The sequence below is a fragment of the Psychrobacter sp. UBA3483 genome, from assembly GCF_002377905.1.
Classification (GTDB): domain Bacteria; phylum Pseudomonadota; class Gammaproteobacteria; order Pseudomonadales; family Moraxellaceae; genus Psychrobacter.
On the sequence record NZ_DFQS01000012.1, the window covers coordinates 1 to 18887 of the forward strand.

Consider the following 18887-nt stretch of genomic DNA (forward strand, 5'->3'; position numbering starts at 1 on the left):
TTTCGAAGTTGAGAGTGGGGTTTTAATAGTACTTTTTAATCATAAAATCTTGCTAAAACGGTAGTGGCCTAATCTTAAAATAGTAAGATTAAGCCATGACATTCATGAGCTTAAAGTTAAACGTCTTAAGGTTTAGAGCTCAAAGCTCTTAAAGCTCAAAGTCGTCAAAATCGCTATTTGATAAATCTGAATCAATTTGACCGACCAAGTATGAGCTGATTTCGGTTTCTTGCGGCGCAACTTGCACGTTATCAGACGACAACCAAGTATTGATCCATGGAATCGGGTTTGATTTTGAGTTCGGGAACGCGACTGGCAAGCCAACCGCTTCCATACGTAAATTGGTGATATATTCAATATATTGGCAAAGGATATCTTTATTTAAGCCGATCATTGAGCCGTCTTTAAACAGATAACCGGCCCATTCTTTTTCTTGCTGCGCCGCTTTGGTAAAGATTTCGATGCTTTCATCGAAACATTCATTGGCAATCTCGACCATTTCTGGATCGTCACGACCATTACGCATCAAGTTTAGGATATGCTGCGTCCCAGTTAAATGCAGCGCCTCATCACGAGCGATTAATTTAATAATCTTGGCATTACCTTCCATCAGCTTGCGCTCAGCAAAGGCAAACGAGCAGGCAAACGACACATAAAAACGAATGGCTTCTAAGACGTTGACCGCCATCAAGCATAAATACAGCTGCTTTTTCAGCGATTTTAAGCTAACCGTCACTTCTTTACCATTGACGGTATGCGTGCCTGCGCCATACATATTGTAAAGCTGTGAGTCGTAGTACAAATCATCGTAGTACTTGGCGATATCAGAGGCGCGCTCTAAGATGTGCTCATTTTGCATAATGTCATCGAAGACCACGCCGGGATCATTGACGATATTACGAATGATATGGGTATAGCTGCGCGAGTGGATGGTCTCAGAAAACGTCCAAGTCTCAATCCACGTCTCAAGCTCAGGAATTGACACCAGCGGCAATAGCACCACGTTTGGGCTACGACCTTGAATAGAGTCGAGTAGGGTCTGATACTTTAGGTTACTGATAAAGATGTGCTGTTCATGCGACGACAGGTTGCCATAATCGATACGGTCTTTTGAGACGTCGACTTCTTCTGGACGCCAAAAGAACGACAGCTGCTTTTCAATCAACTGCTCAAAGATAGGGTGTTTTTGTTGGTCATAACGCGCCACGTTGACCGGCTGACCAAAAAACATCGGCTCTGTTAGCGCATTGTTTGGCGTTTGAGAAAAAATCGAGTAAGTCATAGTTCCACCTTTATAAGTGCTACAGTTGTGAATCAAAAGTTTAAAATACGGTTATAAGATATTGGCAAAACAGCGTTATAGGTTCTCTAAAGATATTTGCGTTGGTTCTTGTCCATCATTCATATACGCTTTAAAAATCTCGCTAAGCTCACTATCGTCTAAGCTTTCTAGCTCATCGATAGCACTTTTACGCAGCGTACTTAATTCTACCTCTGCGGCTTTCTGAACTTCTTTTTTTGTCTGCTTTTTAACGGGTTTTTTTGCTGGTCTTGGCGCGTCCATCTTTTCTACTGCGCTACTATCTAATTGCTGACGAACCTCTTCGATATCGACTGCTACTTGCACGATATGCGAGCCACCATCATTTAGGTCGGAAAATACGTTAGGGATAAACAAACCACCGTCTTTGATGATTGCGGTATATTGCACGTCTATGACCTCCGTCATTTTTATTCTGTCTGTGTTTCAATTATGGTTGGCGCGACACAAGGCTTTCATATACTTTGTTATTCTCTCTTTTGCCTACTGCTAGTACATAAACCACGATCACGTCATCTTTGACGGTATAAACCAGACGATAGCCGATGGTGCGTAGTTTGATTTTATAGGCGTCTGCATGTCCTGAAAGTTTTGAAGCAGGAACACGAGGGTTTAACAATCGCTGCTGTAATTTTTTCTTAAACTGCTGCTGAATACTAGGCGCTAACTTTTTCCATTCTTTTAATGCTAAAGGATGAAACTCAAGATTATAAGTCATCCAACGTTACCTTTACAGGTACTTGCCCGTCATTCATACGTGCGTCAACGGTTTGACTTAATGCCATATCGTCCATCGCTTCCATCATGCGCTCATACATATCTGTTGAAACTAAATAAGCCACAGGTTTGTTATGATTTAAAATAGCAATGGATTCACCATCCGACTGTTTAATCAGTGCCGAAGGATTGTTTTTCAGCTCTGAGATGCTGGCTGTCTGTGTCGCAAATATTGGTTGCATGACTCATTCTCCGCTAAAAATATGCTCTAAATATAGGGCTAATATTAGCACGAAAATTAGGTCTTAATTGTTAATCTATTTATTTAAAAAACTGTGAGTAGGTTGGTGTTGAAAAATGAGACTTAACGAATTACTTATTTACAATCGTTGGGTGTCGCAAACTCCAATCAACCTACGATTGTTGCTTTCTTTCCAGTGGTAAGCCTATACCTCTAGGAAATGGTTCTTCACCAAGTAGGTAGCACTCTTTATCAAATTCGTAGGGTATAGCAGCAAGACTTCCATCAAATAGTCTTCTTGCAATATGTCCATCCAACTTTTTCTTATAAAAGCTAGGTAGTCCTCCTGTATAGACATTTCCCAAAAAAACTAAAGTAAATTCTGCTAAATACTTTGGATATTTATTGCTAGGATAGAAAACGGTTAAACTTAAGGCTCCAGAAAACGTGACTACTAATGGACAAGTTTTTTTATTTAACTTCAGCTTGAAGTTACCTAGAAGAAAAATTAAACAAAAAATAAAGTCTCTAAAAGACGGGCTATGTATATTTCTAGAAAGAGGATAAATCCCGACCATTCCAAAAACTGAATACAATTCATCTAAGATTTCATTGTTAAAGCCTATCGAAAATGGTACTTCTATCGTTGGTCGTTTACCACCCAGCATATCACCAGTATTTTCTTCAAAATATTTGATAGCAGGTTTGAGATTCTTAATTGCCATTCCACGATCTTTAAGATTAGGATGCGCTATAAAGTCTCCTAATTCTTTAAAAATACTTCCATGATTAGTACCATCTCGACTTGCAGTAATAAAAAGCGCTATATTGTCTTGATCGAAAGTTTGATCCTTGTATTTCTCATAGAAGTTTTTTATCTGATACTCGGTATATGCATTCATATGATTCCAGTACCTTGTAGATAAGAATAAACAGCGGGCTTAACCCAAAAGCCAAACCCGCCATTCATCACTTGCTTAAATCTTACAAGCCCCGCCAGCACAATCATCTTCCATATCCGCTTGGGCATCATTCGCACCATCACGGGTGTTATGGTAATACAAAGTCTTCACGCCAAGCTTATACGCCGTCAACAAGTCTTTTAGCAATACCTTCATCGGTACACGCTGACCATCAAAGCGCGTTGGGTCATAGTTGGTATTGGCAGAGATACTTTGATCGACGAACTTCTGCATGATAGCGACCAGCTTTAGGTAACCGTCATTGTTCGGCATTTGCCATAGTAGCTCGTACTGATCTTTTAGCTTATCAATTTCAGGCACCACTTGCTTTAAGATGCCATCTTTTGATGCTTTGATAGACACCAGACCTCGTGGTGGCTCGATACCGTTGGTCGCGTTGGCGATCTGACTAGAAGTTTCAGACGGCATCAATGCAGTTAGGGTAGAGTTGCGCAGACCATGAGTGGTGATTTCAGTGCGTAGCGTTTCCCAATCGAGATGTAGCGGCTCTTGGCAGATTTTATCTAAGTCTTTTTTATAGGTATCAATCGGCAAGATACCTTGCGAGTAAGTCGTCTCATTAAAGGCAGGGCACGCACCTTGCTCTTTTGCCAATTTGTTTGACGCTTTTAAGAGATAGTACTGTAGCGCTTCAAAGGTTTGATGCGTTAGACCAAGCGCGCTGCCGTCTGAATAGCGCACGCCATTTTTGGCTAAATAATACGCATAGTTGATCACGCCAACACCTAAGGTACGGCGACGCATACTGCCATTTTCAGCGGCTTTAACAGGATAGTCTTGATAGTCGAGTAGGGCATCAAGGGCGCGGACGATTAGTTCGGCTGGCTCTTCGATATCGCTAACGTTTTCAACTTTACCTAGGTTAACCGCTGATAGCGTACAAAGGGCAATCTCGCCAGTTTCGTCATTGATATTATCAAGTGGCTTGGTCGGTAGGGCGATTTCCATACATAGGTTTGACTGGCGAATCGGTGCAACTGTGGCGTCAAATGGGCTATGGGTGTTGCAATGGTCGACGTTTTGGATATAGATACGACCAGTGCTGGCGCGTTCTTGCATCATCAGACTAAATAGCTCTGTCGCTGGAATTTGACGGCTACGAATGTTAGGGTCATTCTCGTATTTGGTATAGAGCGCTTCAAATTTGTCTTGATCTTCAAAGAACGCATCATACAAGCCTGGGACATCAGACGGTGAAAACAGCGAGATATCTTGACCTTTAATCAAACGGGTATACATGGTTTTATTTAACTGAACGCCGTAGTCCATATGACGGACACGGTTGTCTTCAACGCCGCGGTTGTTTTTTAGCACCAACAATGACTCAACTTCTAAATGCCATAATGGGTAAAACAACGTCGCTGCACCACCACGGACGCCGCCTTGTGAGCAGCATTTCACCGCCGTTTGGAACAGTTTGTAGAAGGGAATACAGCCAGTATGCTGGGCTTCACCGCCACGGATAGGGCTACCAAGGGCGCGGATACGACCAGCGTTGATGCCGATGCCAGCGCGCTGCGACACATAACGGACGATGGCGCTGGTGGTGGCGTTGATAGAGTCTAGGCTATCACCACATTCGATTAGGACGCACGAGCTAAACTGGCGCGACGGCGTACGTACACCTGACATGATAGGCGTTGGTAGCGAGATTTTAAATTGTGAGGTCGCATCATAAAAGCGTTTGACATAGCTTAAGCGCTCGCCCTTGTCATAATTGGCAAACAAACACATACCAACGAGCATATATAAGAACTGCGGACTCTCGTAAACGGTCTTGGTCACGCGGTCTTGCACGAGGTATTTACCCGCCATTTGCTCAACGGCAGCATAAGCCAAATTCATATCGCGCCAGTGGTCGAGGTATTCTTCTAATTCATCAAATTCCGCACGGCTATAGTCGGCTAGGATATGTTCGTCGTATTTACCAGCATCGGTCAACGTTTTGACATGGTCATACAGATGCGGCGGAGTGAATTTGTTATAAGCAATTTTACGTAAATGGAAGATGGCCAAGCGCGCGGCTAAATACTGATAGTCAGGCGTGGTCTCAGAGATAAGATCAGCGGCTGACTTAATGATGGTTTCGTGAATATCACGCGTTCTGATACCGTCATAAAACTGAATATGCGACTTTAGCTCAACTTGCGATACCGACACATTATCTAAATCATGAGCTGCCCACTCGATAACCTTGTGAATCTTGTCTAAATCAATGGGCTCTAAACGTCCATCACGTTTGGTTACTTTGATATTATCGATATGTGTCATGCTGACCTCGTAAGTTGATTGCTAGGTAGTTATTTATAATGTTGCTTTATAGGCTGCTGCGCGGTTAAGACTGGCAGACATACTTTGTCACGCTATCTTTCAGACGCTATCTGTTTTAAGACAAGAAATCCTGTCATGGTAGTTTTTTTAGGCAAAACGATGCCGCGGCTCATAGTGACGGTTTAAATCACTGAGCACTACATATAGCGTATTTGTTAGCAGGTGGACACAATATAGCGGGAAAATTTTGAAAATGCTATATTGATTTTAAGGGTAAACTATGTTGATGCGAGGGTAAAGCGTGTCCAAATTTTGGCAAAGGACGATGGGATAAGGGTTAGACGCCGATAAGGAAAATAATAAAAGTTTTGTAAAAAATGGCGCGAATTTACTTTTTATTGTTGGCTAAATTTATAAGGGCAAATTGTCTAAATAGCAGTTATATTTCGGGTGGAGATTGTACCGCAGACAATAAAAAATCGCCACCCATATGAGTGACGATTCGGATGAAAAATGAGCTGGATTTTTTTAAATCTACAAAACTGCCGTTAAACCACCATACGTACGGTTTTTGCATTATCAAGCGCCGCATAAAGCGTGTTCACTTGCTCAACGGTGGTTAAGTATAAATTGGCACGTACCGAATGGAAGCGTCCCGTTTTCGATGGTTTGACTTCCATAGAGGCCAAATCAAACTCAGGGAACTGGCTACCCAAGATAAGCTTCACTTCATTAAGTAAGCTGTCATGCTCACCTTCGTGACCGATGATGCTAAGCGGGTAGTTCATTGGGAACTGCCACAGCTCAGGGTTTTGCACGTCGGTTTTTTTGCCTTTTAAGATACCGTCATTGGCGACCAATTCTGTCACTTTAACTTCTCTTTTAGAGGTTTGACTGGCATTGTTGCCTTGGTTTTCGGTGCTCGAGTTGTCAGTGTTTGGAGTAGTGGTGTCTTTTGGATCATCAGTCATGATGTGGTCCTTATTTTTTATTAAGATATGAGTGATTTGGCTAAGCGCTTTATTGACTATTTATAAGGGCATTAGGCCTATTATTCAAGAGCTAGAATGCAGATGACAACATATTCTTAACAATCACGCGATGTCAAAGATAGCGAATTAATATTTGGCAGCCACAAAAAAGCTGAGACATGCTCAGCTTTTTTGATGTGACGTTAAGAGATTTTTAGACAATGAATCCTGTCTAGATAAATTAGTCATTCTCTAAGAATGAACGCAGATGCTCAGAACGTGAAGGATGACGCAATTTACGTAGTGCTTTTGCTTCGATCTGACGGATACGCTCACGCGTGACATCAAACTGCTTACCGACCTCTTCTAACGTGTGATCGGTTGGCATATCGATACCAAAGCGCATTTTAAGCACGCGCGCTTCACGCTCAGTCAGATTGCTCAAGACATCGCGCGTGGCTTCTTGAAGGCCAGCCGCTGTCGCATCGTCAACTGGGCTTGAAATCGTACCATCTTCGATGAAATCGCCTAGGTGCGAGTCTTCATCATCACCGATTGGCGTTTCCATTGAGATAGGCTCTTTGGCAATTTTTAACACTTTACGGACTTTGACTTCATCCATCTCTAAACGTTCGCCCAATTCCTCAGGCGTCGGCTCGCGTCCCATTTCTTGTAGCAACTGACGAGAGACACGGTTTATTTTGTTAATGGTCTCAATCATATGCACAGGGATACGAATGGTGCGCGCTTGGTCAGCGATAGAGCGAGTGATTGCCTGACGAATCCACCAAGTGGCATAGGTTGAGAACTTATAACCACGGCGGTATTCAAATTTATCCACCGCTTTCATCAGACCGATGTTACCTTCTTGGATTAAGTCCAAGAATTGTAGACCACGGTTGGTATATTTTTTGGCGATAGAAATCACCAGACGTAGGTTGGCTTCAACCATCTCTTTTTTGGCGCGGCGTGCTTTAGCTTCACCGACAGCCATACGACGAGCAACGTCTTTCATATCGTGGATTTTCATGTCGAGCTGCTGCTCGTAGTCACGAATGCGGCGCTGTAATAAAATCACGTCATCGGCGACTTTTTCTAACGTACCGGCAAACGCAGGCTTGCCTTTGATACGTTCAATCAGCCAATCAACGTTGGTTTCATTGCTTGGGAAAGTCTTACGGAACTCATCACGCGGCATACGGCCACGGCGAATCACCAAACGCATGATTTGACGCTCATGCTTACGCACATCGTCATAGACATCATGCATAATCGCCATCACTTGGTCTGACAAGCGATTATTGAGCTTGAGCATCATAAAGCGCTCAGCAAGCAGGGCATAAGCTGCTTCAGCTTCTACGCTACCACGGCCATAATCTAGCAAGGCTTGCTTGGCTTTGATAAACAGGTTCTCAATTTCTTCTAAACGCAAACGGACTTCTTCTGGGTCGATACCGCCGGTTTCTTCTTCGGCTTCTTCTTCAACCTCTTCTTCGTCTTCATCATCATCGTCAAGTGCTAATTTGGCATTGGCTTTTGCTTTGATGACAGGCGGATTTTCTTTTTCTTCTTTGATACGTTCGCGCTCTTCTTTCGCCGCATCTTTGGCTTCTTGCGCGGCGATTTTATCTTCTTCGGTTTCAGGGTCTAAAAAGCCTGTGATAACGTCAGACAGTTTTTTCTCGCCGTCTTGTACTTTTTCATACTCATCAAGGACAAACTGTACCGTACCCGGCCAGTAAGCCATGGCATGCTGCACATCACGAATACCTTCTTCGATACGCTTGGCGATGGCAATCTCGCCTTCGCGGGTCAAAAGATCAACCGTACCCATCTCACGCATATACATACGCACAGGGTCAGTGGTGCGACCCGGCTCGGTCTCAACCGAGGCCAATACTGCTGCGGCCTCATCGGCTGCCATATCATCATCGCTTGAATCATCGTTCATCAAGATGTCATCGGCATCGGGCGCAGATTCAAAAATTTTAATGCCAACGTCCGTTAGCATTTGCACGATATCTTCAATCTGATCACTTTCAGTAATAGAGTCGGGCAGTTGGTCATTCACCTCAGCATAGGTCAAATACCCTTGCTCTTTACCCATTTGGATTAAGGTGGCCAGTTGAGATGTGGACTTAGAAACTGACTTATCGTTCATAAATACTCGCTTGCTTGTATCGGACATTTTTATATTGTGACTCGCTAACGCTTACGGGGTGCGTTGATATAATCAATCGATTCATCAAAATATGGCGTAAAGGTTGTCAATAATAACAAAAATGAGTGGATATGAATAAAGGCTCAAAATACTACAATTACCATACTAAAAAACTGCTAAAAATGGTTCCTGCATAAAATACGTCAAAACACGTTTACCTAAAAAATACCGTTACTGAGACTTGCTTAAAATGGCGGTTTAAAACCTAAAGGTATTTAAAGTGAATAGTCTAAAAAACGTTTTAAAAGTTGTTCGCTAAAATTGAGTTTGCACCAAAAATGCTACTCAATAATATGGGCGTATTGTCATCTATTAAATCGGGCTAGTAATATACAGCGACACAGTTTAACACAGACCAGCCTCATCAAGCACAAGCTAGTGGATCTTGTGGGTATTTATTATCTGTATGGATGATTATTTCTTAGCCATTAAGTTTTTATCGTTTTTTAACCAGCGCTTGATTTGGCGCTCAATATGCAACTGGGCATAATCATTAATAGTGGGGGCAACTGCTGCGGTTTTAAAGGGCTACCGATGATAAATAAAATTTTGCCTAGCTATTAAGATTTCACCGTCGCCATTTGTGCTGAGCGTTCCGCGTGCTGTTCGCGTAGCCAGTCGTTTAATAACTGTGATTGCTTACGGACAATTGCCAATTTTATGTTGTCTGGGTTTTTCACCAAGTCTTGAATTTTTTTCTTCATGTGGCGCTCAAGAAGTTGACTGACCAGCTCTTCGACCAAGCCATCTAAACTTAGGATATTACGAGCAGTAAGGGCTTTATAAAAGGCGCCCCAATCACCGCTAAGCGTTTCTTGCGTGCTCGGTTTGACATTCGATAAAATAAAGTGCGCCGCTGCATTGGCATCTTTTGGTAGATAATTAAGACAGCGCTTAATGGTGCTGACGATATCGAGCAAGGCATTATCTTGCAAATCTTCCCAGGCTAGCGGGCGCAGTATATCGGCCGAGGCTTTTTGTTTAATATGCGCTGGTAGCTGCAGCTCATGAATACCCGCTTGCTGCCAAATGGCTTCGATAGGGTCATCAATTAAGGTACGTGGCTGGAATAAAAAACACAGCTGCAGCTGCTGACTGATGGTCATCTCACCATCGAAATCTAGCAGTGCATCCCTTGCGTCTTTATTTTGATTGCGTCTGCCGCCAAGCTTTTGATAAATATCATTGTTCAACAGATAGCGAAAGCTGCTGCCTTTAGGCAGGGCAGTGGTCAACGCCCGCACTTGTGACATCAGCTTGGCTTTGCCTTCGACCAGACTTAGATCATAACGCTCACTCAAATAAGCAAATATATATTGCGATAGCGGCATGGCATTGGCGATTTGCTCGCGCATCGCATCTGCGCCCTGACTTTTGATAAAAGTATCAGGGTCATGGTTATTTGGTAGCGTTAAAAACCGCAGCTCTTTATCATCGCCAAGTACAGGCAGCGCCACTTCAAGGGTACGCCAAGCGGCTTTTTGACCCGCACTATCCCCATCGAAACTCAAAGTTAGGGTAGGGTTTAATGTCAATAACCGCGATATTTGGCTCTCATTAATCGCTGTGCCCATCGACGCCACCGCACCATAAATTCCCGCTTGATACAGAGCAATGACATCCATATAGCCTTCGACCACTAACCATTTATCAGCACGCTGCTGGCGAGACTCATAGTAGCCGTATAGGACATGCTGCTTATGGAAAACGGGCGAGTCAGAGGAGTTAATATATTTGGGTTTTACCTCGTCATCGAGCGCGCGACCACCAAAACCAATGGTGCGACCTTGGTTATCGCGAATTGGGAAAATTACTCTGTCACGCAGTAGGTCGTAATCGCGCCCAGATTCTGATTGGCGCACTAAACCTAGCGCTTTAAGTCCCTCGATATCTTGCGGGAATTGATGCTCAAGATGCTGCCAACCAAAGGGCGCATAGCCGAGACCAAATGTTTCAAAAATATCTTCAGTAATACCACGCGATAAAAAGTAATGCTTGGCATGCGGATGAGTGGTGATATTATGCTGATAAAACTGCTGGATTTGCTCTAATAGCTCGTACAGATTGCCGTCTTTATCAGAGACGCTAGTTTCATCATAAAGAGCAGTAGTATCAGCAGTAGCACCATCACTGGTCAACCATGCAGGCGGATAACTATTATCGTCTTGATCGTGAGCACCTTGATAATGAACTTCGTAATCATCGTCTGTATAAGGAATCGAATCATACGCCTCTAATGGCGGATAACTTTCATAATTATTGTTATAAGTTGGCGGCTGCATGTCAGCAGCTAGCATGTTTATGGATGACTTATTATCATCTGCTGTCTGGTTATTAGGCGTTTGCTGCTGCGTTTCTGCTGCCGATATTGCTGGCTGACTAGCGGGTTTTGGCTTGGTTTGCGGCTTAGCTTTTGGTTTAACGGGCGCGCGCTGATAGCTGACGTTTTGCTGCTCGTCTTTTGGGACTTCAATGCCCGTTTGTTTGGACAGCTCATTAACCGCTTCGATAAAGGTTAAGTTTTCATAATCACGTAAAAAACTGATGGCATTACCACCAACGCTGCAGCCAAAGCAGTGATAGATGTTTTTTTGTGGATTGACATAAAAAGACGGCGATTTTTCGCCATGAAACGGGCAGCAGCCTTTGTACTCACTACCCGCACGTTTGAGCGTGGTATGACGCCCAATGATACTGATTAAGTCAGCTTGGCTATTTAATTGTTCGAGAATATGGTTAGGAATGCTCATACAAAAAACAGTTTACCATAGGTCAATTATATTAAGCATCGACAATCAGCTAGGAAAAAACTGACAGTAGATAAAAATTATAAGAAGTAAAAACAGAAAAATAAGGCCAACAGAACGTTGACCTTATTTTTGATGATAGGTACTAAGCGTCTAAAATAGACGCGAGTAGTATCAACTTATTCAGCAGGTAATGTGGTACGGCGTACAGGGTTCATGTTTTGTGGATCGACATCGGCTTCTCTAGCAGTATCACCAGTGCTCGATTGGCTCGTCACGCGCTCAGTCGATGCTTCAGGCAAACCTAAACCTACATTGATACCGCTATTGGCACGCTTAGGAGACATATTTAGCGGTGCGTTAGCATTCGCTGCCGCCGCATTATCACTTGGCAATCTTAATTGATTGGCATTGCGAATCACTTGGGTTTTGGTAGCACCGCTGTAGTTGCCTGTTGCAACCGAGGTATCTTTATTAAAACGGTTTAATTGCCCAAAGGTGAGTTTATTAAATAGAGTACGCTCACGTTTGGTGTTGAGTTTGACGCGACCATCAGCGCTGAGCATGTTTGGATAGTTGATTTGCAATAGCGTTTTATACTCGTTTGCTAAGTCATTAAGACCGAGCTTTTCATGGCTATAAGCCAATACGGCGAGGGCATCAGGCACAGATTCACTTAATGGATAATATTGGAATACCCATTTAGCACGGTTTACCGCAGCGACATAGGCTTCGCGTTCGACATACCAGTTGGCTGCACTCATCTCGCTTTCGGCAAACTGATTATAGATAAAGGTCATACGCTGAGCGGCGTCAGGTGCGTACGGGCTGTTGGGATATTTATTAATAAGCTCTTGGAAGTTGGCAAAGGCAATACGCAAATACGCAGTATCACGCTCAGCTTGATTGAGCTTAAACAGTTTTAAACCTTCAGACGAGCCTTGCATATTGGCCACGCCGCGCACGTAGTAAGCATAGCTGACTTGCGGATTAGAAGGATATAGGCTGATAAATTGCTCCGCACTGGCAGCCGCCGCCTCGAACTTTCCACTTTCGTATTGGGCGTACATCACATCAAGCAAGGCTTGTTCGGCATATTGCCCCGTTGGATAAAAAGTGCGCAGATTGTTCAAATCTTCGATAGCTTGCGTATAGCGACCTTTATCAATCTGAGCGATGGCGTCGTTATAATAACCTTGCTCAGACTTCTCAGCAGTGGCAACCGCATCCACGTCTTTACCGCCGGTTAGGTTTTTAAACGTTTGACAACCCACCAAGTTGACGCTTAACGCCAGTAGGGTGATTGAGGACAGTTTGATAAACGTATTGCCAACAGCTTGCATACTTCTTCTCCGACACAAGACGCGTAATAGCAGCGACGCTATTAGGCTAAATTATAAAAGGGTAATAAGGGTAATAATAAAAAACGATGCTGGCGGCATCCATCAACGGTTTGCTACTAAGTAAGCGCTAGCAATAAACACACTCATTATTAACATCGTTTTTATCGAATGCCGTTTTGCTCATATTAATAGAATAAATTATTTTAAAAGTTCTTATTTTAAAAAATCAGTGCCATAGCATACAGCAAAACAACGCTTACTTTATAGAATAACGCCTGCTTCGTCTATTTTTTCGTTATCTATTTTGTAGTTAAAGGGCTAATGCTTTATGTATGTTGGCTTCGGTTTGTAGTTTAGCATGAGCCGTCGTCACGAGCGATATTGAATATGGCTGACAAGGACAAATATACAGTAAATTACAGCCATGTCATATTTTAGAGAGCTAATCTACGAAACCATGCCATCGGCTGGCGGCTTAATTTTTATCACTTTTCATAGATTTTTAACACGACTCACCACCTTTGAAAAGAGGGTAACGATAAAATCGCAGATAACACGCAGCTTCTGTAGGGCTTAGGCGCTTGGCATGTTACACTATGACTATATGACTGCTGCTTTTTTCGACCGTCCTTATTTTTGCCGGTCTGTGAGCGCCAGTCCACTTTCTTATCTTATTTCCTTATGAAGTCAGCTTATAAAGCTGTAAGTGACTTTGCCCTATATCAATCCGCTATGAATAATGATGCTATGACGACCAATTTCCCTAAAAAACAACCGTTAGATACCGATATGTCAGCACAAGAGTTACCAATGCCAAATGAATTATTAAATGACCATCAGCTCGCGCTTGATGAGCAAACGCCGGATATGTCCAATGATGAGTTTGATGAATTGGTCGATGACGATATTGTCGACGATGAAGATGAATACGAAGACGAAGACAGTGAGGATTTAGTCGTAGTTGCTGGGCAAGCGGTTCCGGTCGTTATTGATGTCACGCATACCGTCATAGAAGACGAAGCGGGCTTACGTATTGATAAACTGGCATCAAAAGTATTTGCCGATTTCTCGCGTGCCCAGCTACAAGGCTGGATTACTGATGGCAGCTTACTTTATAACGGGACGGTACAAAAACCGAAAATCCGTGTCAAAGCAGGTGATGTCTTGCATTTATCGACGACACTGCAGCAGCATAGCGAAGATCAGCCAGAAAATATCGATATCGAAGTCGTCTATGAAGATGATGATGTCTTAGTGATTAATAAACCTGTCGGTATGGTTGTCCATCCGGGCGCTGGCAATCAGACCGGTACCTTGGTCAATGCGCTTCTCTATCATTATCCGCAGCAGCACCATCTGCCGCGTGCCGGACTGGTACATCGTATTGATAAAGACACCTCGGGACTGCTGTTAATTGGTAAAACCAAACCCGCGCAAATGGCTTTGATGGAACAATTAAAAGACAAATCTGTCTATCGTCATTACCAATGTGTGGTCGCAGGGGATGCGGCAAGTTTACTGCGTCATCGCCGTATTGATGCGCCGATTGGTCGCCATCGCAATCAGCGTACCAAAATGACGGTGATGACGGCAGGGCGTGAAGCGGTGACGCATTTATTGAATGTAACGCCGCTGAACGATAACTACTGCTTATTAGATGTCGGTCTTGAAACGGGGCGCACCCACCAGATTCGTGTGCATCTAAGCCATATTACCTATCCGATAGTCGGTGATCGCGTCTACGGTGGTCGTCGTCAATTGCGAGCGGGCTTGACAGAAGCCCAGCGTCAAGCGATTAATAGTTTCCCGCGTCAAGCTCTCCACGCTTATACTTTAGGTTTCGTGCATCCAACGACTGGCGAAGATATTGAAGTCACCACGCCAATTCCTGAAGACATGCAGCAATTGATGGCGGTGTTAAGCGATGGCTATGATGAGGAATAATGATTAATAAACAATGCTCATTACTGGTATTTGTTTAAAAATATGAATTGGCAGTCATGCTCTGATTGTAATGGTAAAAATAATAAAAATGGTAAACCGACCATGCCTAACATAACAAACAATTTGCCTGTCACCTTAGTTGCTCAGCTTAATGAGGTGACGGTTTTTCAAACGGCAGCTTTTAATCGCGATAATAGTGAAGCGGCTAACGAGGTAGATAAGCAGGCAAATTACGGTGCGTTAAATTTGGGCTTGCATGTCAATGACAATGCTAAAAAAGTCTTAAACAATCGCATGGATTTGCTGAGCGCTATCAATGAGCAATTAGCGTCAGGGCAGCGTGCACCTATTAATAGCTTGCACTGGGTCAATCAAGTTCATGGTCAGCAGGTTTATGATGTCGATGCGACGGCGCTACCTATATGCCCGCTAGATGCCGATGCCATGTTCAGTCAACAACAGGGCTTAGGTCTTGCGATTATGACTGCCGATTGTGTACCGATTGTTTTATACCAGCCAGCAACGGGGCAGATAGCTGCTATCCATGCAGGCTGGCAAGGGCTGGCGTGCGGTGTTATAAAGGTAACCGCTGAGCGCTTTGATACTGATAAACCAATCATGGCATGGATTGGCGTCTGTATCAGCCAAGAAAATTATGAAGTTGGCAGCCAAGTACGAGATAAGCTGCTGGCAGGTTGTATGGAGAACCAAACGTTGAAAGTAGAGCATCTCGAGAGCTTTGAACAGCGTTACGTCTTAACTTCTACAGCGGATAAAATTAAGCTGGATTTGCCAAAGCTTGCCGCTGACCAATTAAATACGGCAGGTGTTATCGTTAGCAACGAGTCCGAAATACCTTGCAGCTATGCTGACCCGCATTATTATTCTTATCGGCGTCAAACCCATCAAAGGCAGCCTGCGACAGGACGGATGGCATTGATTATTACTCGCAGCACTTTTGGATAGTTCGTTTGATTCACCTCTTTATCTTCTATTTTTATTTCATTTTTAATTGTCATTATTAGAGTTCGTATGAATACATCTGCCACACCGTCTGCCATCTTAGCTCATGAGAACAATCTCGCTAGTGTCTCAATGGCGGTCATCTATCATAGTAATTATGGACATACCAAACGCGTTGCCGAAGCGGTGGTGAAGGGCGCTCGCCAACAATTACCAAAATCACAAGTCAAAGCGGTTGATGTCCATGACGTTGATTGGGATTTTGTGGATCAGGCGGATTTATTGGTGTTTGGTAGCGCCGTCTATATGGGCAGCGTGACGGCAGGCTTTAAGACCTTTATGGATGAAACCTCTAAGCGTTGGTATCATCGTAAATGGGAAGGTAAGTGGGCAGCCGGGTTTGCCAATTCTGGTGGCCTGAGCGGTGACAAACTTGCTGCCCTGCAGCAGATTTGTCTCTATGCCATGCAGCACGGAATGAATTGGATCGGTTTACCACTGATGCCAACAGGTCATGAAACGCATGATTTAAATCGTCTCTCAAGCTTTTTGGGCTTGATGACGCAGTCGCTAGATGGGCCACCTGAAGTCACGCCTGGCGCAGGCGATATTGATACCGCCATTTGGTTTGGCGATCATTTGGCCAAGACCATTATCAAGCATCAGCCTACACCGCAAATAGTCATTGCAGAAGATTAGAATTGACTGGGGCTGTCCTCGATTCATAATAAAAAAGCAGATATCAAACCGATATCTGCTTTTTTTATTGACCATTATTTGTTTTCTAAGGGATTTGAGTGAGAATAGCGTTGGCGGGTCTGCTTGCGTTAGATAAATCCTCGACAATGAGCGTTTTAGAAGAAACCATTTTAGAAGAAACGGTTTTAACAGGTATCGGGCTCTCGACAAACTGAAAAGATTGGCAGCCTGTCAAAGGGATTGTCGTTGCCAACGTAAATATAAAGAAAAATGATTTCATAAAAGCATCTCGAGCATTATTGGCAACATGGCAATGGTGAGCAATATTAAAACAGTACTTATCATAAATAAATAGAGCAGGATTCAAGAGGGTTTTTGCGAGTAGGACAAAGTTCATGCTAAATACAGGGTAGATGATAACAAGCACTATGTATCCATTATGTACGCTTAAAACCTGTAATAACAAGCATAAAAGTCATTTTTTGATATATATAACGATTTAGCTCTCTCTTTTAATCTGAGAAGTTAAATATTTTCTAAGTTTAGTAATTGTTTTTTAAGGGATTAATTGTATTACTTAAAATTATAATATAAAAAAACATAGTGATTGAGTGTGAATGAAGCTTTATAAGAGGTTTTTTTAACTTTTGTAAAAACGTGCAGTGAATGAGTTACTATTCAAGTAATAGTCGTGAAATAGTTTTACATTAGTGGGGTGAGCAGACATTATTTAGAAACTATCTTTATTAAGTTGTTTTTATCACGCCACTTTATTAAGCATTTTACTGGACGATTTGCTAAATCATGTAATGGATTATAAGTTGAGTATTAACATTATTTTAATGATTTTACTCAATATCAAATGTCATATCCTGACCAATCGTTCTAATAATAATTACAACACCCTAGGTGCCAGCTATATGAGGATATTATGAAGCCACTTTCTGTGATGTTATCGATGCTTGTCATTGGTATTACTTCCAGCGCCGCGATGGCTGAAGGTGCTAACCTTCCTAATGCCAATTTACCCGATGCTAGCTTACCTAATGTAAGCCCCGCCAATAGCGAGCTTGTCAACCGCGGTGCCTATATTGCCCGTGCTGCTGACTGTATGGCTTGTCACGGTGAGAATTACACGGGCGGCACAGCGATTGAAACCCCGATGGGGAAGATTTATTCAACCAATATTACCCCTTCTAAACGTTACGGTATAGGCAATTATACCGAAGCAGATTTAAAGAACGCTTTGCAAAAAGGTCGGGCGCCTGACCATATGCTATATCCTGCCATGCCATATCCTTCTTATAGCGGTATGAAAGAAGAGGATATCAGCGCCTTGTTTGCTTATCTGCAAACCGTTCCGGCTGTTGATGAAGCCCCTAAGCAAGAAACCAAATTACCGTTCCCCTTTAATATCCGTAGCTTAATGATTGGTTGGAATCTGCTCAATATACCCTCTACTGAAAAGCGCGACGGTCTAAATGAGACCCAAAAACGGGGTGAGTATTTGGTCAACAATCTCGAGCATTGCGGCACTTGTCATACGCCGCGTAATAGCACCATGGGTTTTGATAAAAAGATGTATTTATCAGGTGCACCGCTTGGTAATTGGCATTCGCCAAACATCACCCCCGACGAGTCGAGCGGTATCGGCAGTTGGAGCGAGCAGGATATTATCACGTATCTACGCACCGGTGAGCTTGACCAGCGCGCCTACGCAGGTGGGCCAATGGGCGAAGCGGTTGCGCACAGCACGCGTTATTTGAAAAATGAAGATTTGAGTGCGATTGCCTCTTATCTAAAAGCCATACCCGCTATCCAAACAGAAGACAAGGTCAATGCCGTCAACGTGGCGCGCCTGCCAACGCCTGTGAACGAATCTATCACGCATGACTTACTGGCGCAAAAAGACTATTTAGCCCAAGCGAAAGCAGAGATTAGCAGCGGTAGTAACTCACCAAAGTCATTATACTTAGCAGCTTGCGGCAGTTGTCATGGTGTCGACGGCTACGGTCAACCTGACGCGCGTTACGCGCCCATCGTTGGACTGAGCAGTCTGCGCCGCGAAAAACCCGATGCCCTTGTTAATATGATTTTGCATGGGGTAGAGAGTGCGACCAATACCTCACCTATCATGCCAGGGTTTTCAGAAGAGCTCAGTAGTGAGCAGATTGCAGGTATCACTAACTACGTCCGTACTAGCTTTGGTGGTCATGCAAACAGTGAAGTCAGTGCTGCTGATATCGATCGCATCGCGTCTACAGGCGTCGAAAAGCCTTTTTTAATTAAGTATGCAGGTTTGCTAGCGATTGTCGGTATCATTGTCGCGATTTTGATTATCATATTTATTGTACGAGCCATTTTACGTTCTAGACGCCGTCGTTAATCATAGTTTAACTATTGTAACGGGCTTAGAATTTATTACCAGACAGGGATTAACGGCAAGACGGTAGTCCACGACAGCTT

At 43.4% G+C, this 18887-nt stretch carries 15 protein-coding genes; 4 read left to right on the forward strand and 11 right to left on the reverse strand.

Features of this window, described 5'->3' with window-relative positions; genetic code table 11:
* Positions 1 to 148 precede the first annotated feature (148 nt).
* The 10 genes from nrdB to B2866_RS02425 all read right to left on the reverse strand — a co-directional run bounded on the left by nrdB (position 149) and on the right by B2866_RS02425 (position 12815).
* Complete coding sequence (gene nrdB / locus B2866_RS02380) at positions 149 to 1282, reverse strand: class Ia ribonucleoside-diphosphate reductase subunit beta (RefSeq protein ID WP_068408171.1); 1134 nt, start codon at positions 1280 to 1282, stop codon at positions 149 to 151.
* A gap of 75 nt (positions 1283 to 1357) precedes the next feature.
* Positions 1358 to 1729, reverse strand: a complete 372-nt coding sequence (locus B2866_RS02385) for a hypothetical protein (protein WP_296190342.1) — start codon at positions 1727 to 1729, stop codon at positions 1358 to 1360.
* Between the two features lie 22 nt (positions 1730 to 1751).
* A complete protein-coding gene (locus B2866_RS02390; RefSeq protein ID WP_296190344.1) occupies positions 1752 to 2039 on the reverse strand; it encodes a type II toxin-antitoxin system RelE family toxin in 288 nt (95 codons plus the stop codon).
* Positions 2029 to 2280: a type II toxin-antitoxin system Phd/YefM family antitoxin gene (locus tag B2866_RS02395; protein ID WP_296190346.1), complete on the reverse strand. Its 252-nt coding sequence runs from the start codon at positions 2278 to 2280 to the stop codon at positions 2029 to 2031. Before B2866_RS02395 ends, B2866_RS02390 begins: the two co-directional genes overlap by 11 nt.
* Positions 2281 to 2452: 172 nt before the next feature.
* Positions 2453 to 3181 carry a hypothetical protein gene (locus B2866_RS02400; protein ID WP_296190348.1) on the reverse strand — a complete coding sequence of 243 codons (729 nt, stop codon included), beginning with the start codon at positions 3179 to 3181 and terminating at the stop codon, positions 2453 to 2455.
* 75 nt (positions 3182 to 3256) lie between these two features.
* Positions 3257 to 5533, reverse strand: coding sequence for a class 1a ribonucleoside-diphosphate reductase subunit alpha (gene nrdA / locus B2866_RS02405; protein ID WP_296190351.1), 2277 nt, complete (start codon positions 5531 to 5533; stop codon positions 3257 to 3259).
* Positions 5534 to 6081: 548 nt separating this feature from the next.
* The gene (locus B2866_RS02410) at positions 6082 to 6375 is read right to left on the reverse strand and encodes a DUF493 domain-containing protein (protein ID WP_313474797.1); all 294 of its coding nucleotides are present in this window, start codon (positions 6373 to 6375) and stop codon (positions 6082 to 6084) included.
* 370 nt (positions 6376 to 6745) lie between these two features.
* Entirely contained in the window at positions 6746 to 8665 is a 1920-nt protein-coding gene (gene rpoD / locus B2866_RS02415) for an RNA polymerase sigma factor RpoD (RefSeq protein ID WP_193029956.1), read from the reverse strand.
* Between the two features lie 620 nt (positions 8666 to 9285).
* Positions 9286 to 11475, reverse strand: a complete 2190-nt coding sequence (locus tag B2866_RS02420; RefSeq protein ID WP_296190359.1) for a DNA primase — start codon at positions 11473 to 11475, stop codon at positions 9286 to 9288.
* A gap of 176 nt (positions 11476 to 11651) precedes the next feature.
* Positions 11652 to 12815, reverse strand: coding sequence for an outer membrane protein assembly factor BamD (locus B2866_RS02425; protein ID WP_296190362.1), 1164 nt, complete (start codon positions 12813 to 12815; stop codon positions 11652 to 11654).
* Between the two features lie 867 nt (positions 12816 to 13682).
* Between B2866_RS02425 and B2866_RS02430 the strand changes: the two genes are divergently transcribed.
* The 3 genes from B2866_RS02430 (at position 13683) to B2866_RS02440 (ending at position 16421) form a co-directional block, all read left to right on the forward strand.
* On the forward strand, positions 13683 to 14759 hold the full coding sequence (locus tag B2866_RS02430; protein ID WP_313474799.1) for an RluA family pseudouridine synthase: 1077 nt from the start codon (positions 13683 to 13685) through the stop codon (positions 14757 to 14759).
* Positions 14760 to 14861: 102 nt separating this feature from the next.
* Positions 14862 to 15725 (forward strand): polyphenol oxidase family protein, encoded by an 864-nt coding sequence (locus B2866_RS02435; protein ID WP_296190368.1) that lies wholly within the window; start codon positions 14862 to 14864, stop codon positions 15723 to 15725.
* Positions 15726 to 15791: 66 nt separating this feature from the next.
* Positions 15792 to 16421 (forward strand): flavodoxin family protein, encoded by a 630-nt coding sequence (locus tag B2866_RS02440; RefSeq protein WP_296190370.1) that lies wholly within the window; start codon positions 15792 to 15794, stop codon positions 16419 to 16421.
* A gap of 85 nt (positions 16422 to 16506) precedes the next feature.
* On the opposite strand, the gene B2866_RS02445 is transcribed toward B2866_RS02440, so the two are convergent.
* Complete coding sequence (locus B2866_RS02445; protein ID WP_296190372.1) at positions 16507 to 16848, reverse strand: hypothetical protein; 342 nt, start codon at positions 16846 to 16848, stop codon at positions 16507 to 16509.
* 504 nt (positions 16849 to 17352) lie between these two features.
* Between B2866_RS02445 and B2866_RS02450 the strand changes: the two genes are divergently transcribed.
* Positions 17353 to 18807, forward strand: coding sequence for a cytochrome c (locus B2866_RS02450; protein ID WP_296190375.1), 1455 nt, complete (start codon positions 17353 to 17355; stop codon positions 18805 to 18807).
* The last annotated feature ends 80 nt before the right edge of the window (positions 18808 to 18887 follow it).